We start from the raw sequence: 4404 nt of genomic DNA, 5'->3' as shown, positions 1-4404 counted from the left end.
GAACCTTGAAGCCTTTTACAACGATGGCTTGCGCTCCATTGGTCCCGTGTGGAGCCGTTCAAATGCCTTCGCACATGGTGTGCCGTTCAAGTTCCCCGCCTCACCAGACACAGGGCCGGGCCTCACCAATGATGGCATAGAGTTGGTCAAAGCCTGCAATGAAATGGGTATTGCTGTAGATTTATCGCATATCAACGAAAAAGGCTTCTGGGACGTCGCACGCGTTTCAACTAAACCGCTCATTGCCAGCCATTCAAATGTCCATGCACTTTGCCCCACCACACGCAACTTAACCGATAATCAGCTCAAAGCGATCAAAGACACAAACGGGATTGCGGGCCTAAACTTTGCCGTTGCTTTCTTGCGCAAAGATGGGGCGAAAAACCAAGATGTACCCATGTCCACATTGGTCGAACATGTAAACCATATGGTGGATATCATGGGCATCGACCATGTTGGTTTAGGGTCTGACTATGACGGCGCGCCCCCACCCTATGATCTTGATAGCACCGCCAAACTGCCCACATTGACCAGTGCTTTGCGTGACGCAGGCTATGACGATGAAGCCCTCAACAAAATCTGCCACGCCAATTGGCTGCGTGTTCTAGAAGAAACCTGGGGCGAATAGCCCCTTCCCAATCTGAGTAACACAGCTCCGTCGCCAAACGTTCAACTTGCGTTGGCCAGTTCGGCTTCTTGGCTATCGGGCTGCTCATCCGCTTTTTTGAATTTGATAAAAGGGATTAAAGCGATCGTGCCCAATCCCAAAACCAATGACAGGCCACCGCCAATAACAAATGGCACGCCAAGACCATAATTGGTGGCCAACATTGCCCCAATAAATGGCGCTCCCATCATCGCCGTCACTGTTACGGCTTCACTGACTGCGGTTACACGTCCCATTTTGTCTGGCGGCGTTTCAAGCTGCAAAACCGTGCGCATGGGCACAAATATGCCCGAACTCGCAAAGCCAATCACAAAGGCGCCGGGCACAAAAATCCAAAGCGGAAATGCCCACATATTTGTGGCCGCAAAGCCCAGCAGCAGTGTAAACAGCGAGGCAATGAACATGCCCGGCCCAATCAGCGCATAAGGATGTATTGGTCGCTTGATACTACCAACCGCCAATGCACCAAGCACACCACCGGCACCAACCGCTGTAACGGTTAAACCCAAAATCGACTGATCAAACCCCAACAGTTTTGTCACAGGCCCGATCAATGTGTCGTGCAAAAAGATCGCGAAAAAACCAAATGCGCCAAGCCCAATGGTGACCCAGAGCGCGGGGATGCGCCCGACGGTTTTGTAGCCTTCAGCGATTTCCGCAAATATGCCCATTTTCTTTTGATCGGTGCCCCCTGCCTCGGTTTCACCTGAGTTTTTTGGGCGCAGTCCCTTTGGCAGCCAGAGCAAAATGGCCAGAGCCAGCAAAGACACAAATCCATTGACCACAAAAACCGATTGGCTGCTAACAAAGATCAATAGCGCTCCACCAACGGCGGGCCCGACAATTTTGGAGGCTTGATTGAGTATTTGGCTCAGAGAATTCGTCGCCATCAATTCAGACTTTTCCGCCAAAACTTGTATGGCAGTCTGTTTGGCAGGACTGAAAAAACTGTCCACTGAGGATCGTATGAAAACCAAAACCAGCACAAGTTCTGGCTGGCCGGCAAAAGCCAAAGCAAAGGTTGACGCTGCGCGACCAAGATTTGACCAAACCATAACGGTTTTCAAGTCACACCGGTCCACCAAGGCGCCAGAAAAAGGACCCACAATCAAATAGGGCAGCGAAAATGCCAAAGCAAAGAAAGCAAAATAGATCGGCTCAACCGACCAAGTGTAGGTAAACAGTGAGATGATCGCCACATAGTCAAGCCAATCTGCAAAATCCGCTGGCACCTGCGCCATTAGGATTCGTCGTAAGTCTCGATTTTTTGGCAGTTTCATCATTATCACTCCTCAATAGTGGCACATAGATAGGGCTATATCTTTCCACTGTCAAGATAATGCGTTCCCGTCAATCTAATGTGATAATGCCATAAAGATAAACAACTGGAGATTCTACGTAGGATCGTGCCTGAGTGGCACTAAGGGATGATGACGGTTAGTGAAGATCAAAAGTTAGAAGCTCTAACAATACTCGTAGAAGAGTGCGCGGAAATCATTCAAGCTGTTTCCAAAGTCAAGCGGTTTGGTGTGGATACAACAAACGCAGATACCGGTGAAAAGAACGGTTTTGCACTTACAAAGGAACTTGCGGATTTGCTTGGGGTAATTCGCTTGGCAGAAAAGCACGGAGCAATTGATCCGCCAAGCGAAGAAATGATTGAGTGCGCTATGGCGCGCAAACAAAGTTATTCAAGCCTATGAACGCTACTGCAAATGAACAGGCTGACGCAAAATAGTCTTAAGTTTGTCCGGCGTCACTTTGCGCGGATCATTCAAATAGATCTCATGGTGCTTACCGATCATCTTCATTTTGTTCTGTGGCACATATTCATTATGCATTTGTGCTAGAACTGGCCCCTCGTCATCATAGGCGCCAACATGCAAAACTTGCACACAATCGCCCTCGTCCAAGGTTTCAAGCCGAACAGAACGCAATGTAGCCTCATCCGTTGGCGCATCTGATTTTGCACCGTTCTTTTCAATTGAAGTTTCAAGAACCTGATCAAGATGTTCGCCAAGCAACCAATCTGGTTGCCGGATCATCATGGTCCATTTCCACTTGTCTTTTTCCCGCGTGATAAATGTTTCCATATCATCGGCCCACCAAAGGCCTTCTAGGGGACCAACCACATAGTCTTTTTCCATCTCGATCTTGGAAAAGAACTTTAACCCATAGCTTAGCGCATAAAGGGCAGCAATTGCGGCCGGATAGCTCTCACTTCCTGGGCCACCATCCCCATCAATCATCAGGTAATTCATCGGCGGCACTTTGACCAAATCAAAGCGTTCGACCTTTCCGCTGTAAAGCTTCGCATCTTGGCGTTTGAAGTCGATTTTGTTCTTTTTGCTCATGTAGCTCACTCAATTGGCATGAAAATGTCGGTCAATAAATCTGAAGGCGCAACCTCGCGCGGATCGTTTAAATAGGCCTCTAAACACGGCGCGTCACGCAAAATCTGTTCTGTTTGAACAAGCCAAGTGCCGTAAAACCAGTGATAGGCCGATGGAAGCTGGGCATAAGGACCCTTAAACCGCATTACAGCAAACCGCCCGCCCGAGAATTGAACCCGTTCAAACGGGTCTTCAGGGAAGGTTTCTTGGGTCTCGACAATACCGGCGAACGAGTTCAGCTCGCCCGTTTCCACAACGTCCGGATCGTCAAAATATACCCCAAACGATCGCATATCCGGCCCCATCAAACCTTTGGCCCTGCCAAATACATTGAGTTTTTCAAAGGCCTTTCCAATTTCATGATAGGAGCCTTGATGAAACAACCCTACAAGAACCATCTCATCCAATCTCTTAATCTCAACCTCGTGCATTTGTGCATTTCCCTCAGCAACATATTGAATAAGATTGGAAGGACGTCCGCACTCGCGGAATTTTGCTGGTGGCATGCCATATCGATCCGAAAAGGCTCGCGAGAACGCAGATGCGCTACTGTAGCCAGAACGAGAAATCACTCGTTCCAATGGTAGTTTAGTATTGGCCAACTGGGTTGCAGCGCGGTGCAAGCGCAACCTCTTAACTGTGGCGACAATACTTTCACCTTTCATACCCCGATAAACGCGATGCCAATGATAAGGTGACAGACAAGCAATTTCCGCCAGTCGGTTTAGATCGATGTCCTCGTCCAAATGGTCGTAAATATAGTTGATGACACGATCCAGACGATCCTGATATTTGATCTTATTTACCGCCAATTAATCAAAGTCCTTCCAATTTATGCACGAAGATAAACATATCCTGAATTGACAAATCTTGCTGAATTTGGTGCAGATCACCATATCAAATAACAATTGCAAAAAACTCGGGAACATCATGAGCAGCTTTTACTATTTCGCCTATGGCTCCAATTTGCTAAACGCCCGGCTGCAAAACCGGTGCGCATCAGCCAAGCCTGTGGCGATAGCCAGTGTAAGCGGCCACGCGATCAATTATGGCATGGTGGCCGATGATGATCATGGTGCATCTGGCAAAATGGCTATGTTTAGAACCGAAAATGGCAACGACCAAGTACACGGCGTGGTCTACGAGATGGCAATCAGCGAAGCGCCCGTGCTCGACAAGTTTGAGGGTTTAGACTGGGATCGCCCGATGAAATATACCCGCGAACCCAATCTTTTAGTGGAAACACCAACCGGCGAGAAACTCCAGACTGTCACTTATATGGTTGAACCACATCCAAATCCGCCCCACCCCTATCATTGGTATTGGGCACTGTGCCTATCTGGC

6 protein-coding genes are annotated in these 4404 nt (G+C 48.5%); 3 read left to right on the top strand and 3 right to left on the bottom strand.

Going from position 1 to position 4404, the window contains the following annotated elements; translation table 11 throughout:
- Positions 1 to 628 (top strand): membrane dipeptidase (locus Q0231_RS06295; RefSeq protein ID WP_299346447.1); only part of this gene is annotated, 628 nt, incomplete at its 5' end.
- 41 nt (positions 629 to 669) lie between these two features.
- On the opposite strand, the gene Q0231_RS06290 is transcribed toward Q0231_RS06295, so the two are convergent.
- The gene (locus Q0231_RS06290; RefSeq protein WP_299346444.1) at positions 670 to 1950 is read right to left on the bottom strand and encodes an MFS transporter; all 1281 of its coding nucleotides are present in this window, start codon (positions 1948 to 1950) and stop codon (positions 670 to 672) included.
- A 144-nt stretch (positions 1951 to 2094) separates the two neighbouring features.
- Between Q0231_RS06290 and Q0231_RS06285 the strand changes: the two genes are divergently transcribed.
- Positions 2095 to 2370 carry a MazG nucleotide pyrophosphohydrolase domain-containing protein gene (locus Q0231_RS06285; protein ID WP_269394698.1) on the top strand — a complete coding sequence of 92 codons (276 nt, stop codon included), beginning with the start codon at positions 2095 to 2097 and terminating at the stop codon, positions 2368 to 2370.
- Between the two features lie 3 nt (positions 2371 to 2373).
- On the opposite strand, the gene Q0231_RS06280 is transcribed toward Q0231_RS06285, so the two are convergent.
- Both Q0231_RS06280 and Q0231_RS06275 read right to left on the bottom strand, forming a co-directional pair.
- Positions 2374 to 3021: a GyrI-like domain-containing protein gene (locus Q0231_RS06280; RefSeq protein WP_269394697.1), complete on the bottom strand. Its 648-nt coding sequence runs from the start codon at positions 3019 to 3021 to the stop codon at positions 2374 to 2376.
- A 5-nt stretch (positions 3022 to 3026) separates the two neighbouring features.
- Positions 3027 to 3872, bottom strand: a complete 846-nt coding sequence (locus Q0231_RS06275; protein WP_299346437.1) for an AraC family transcriptional regulator — start codon at positions 3870 to 3872, stop codon at positions 3027 to 3029.
- A gap of 118 nt (positions 3873 to 3990) precedes the next feature.
- Between Q0231_RS06275 and Q0231_RS06270 the strand changes: the two genes are divergently transcribed.
- A partial coding sequence (locus tag Q0231_RS06270; RefSeq protein WP_299346435.1) for a gamma-glutamylcyclotransferase family protein occupies positions 3991 to 4404 on the top strand: 414 nt, incomplete at its 3' end.

The organism is uncultured Maritalea sp. (assembly GCF_937139385.1).
Taxonomy (GTDB): domain Bacteria; phylum Pseudomonadota; class Alphaproteobacteria; order Rhizobiales; family Devosiaceae; genus Maritalea; species Maritalea porphyrae_A.
Note: the sequence above shows the minus strand (reverse complement) of the source record. Positions and strands in the feature narration are given on the sequence as shown.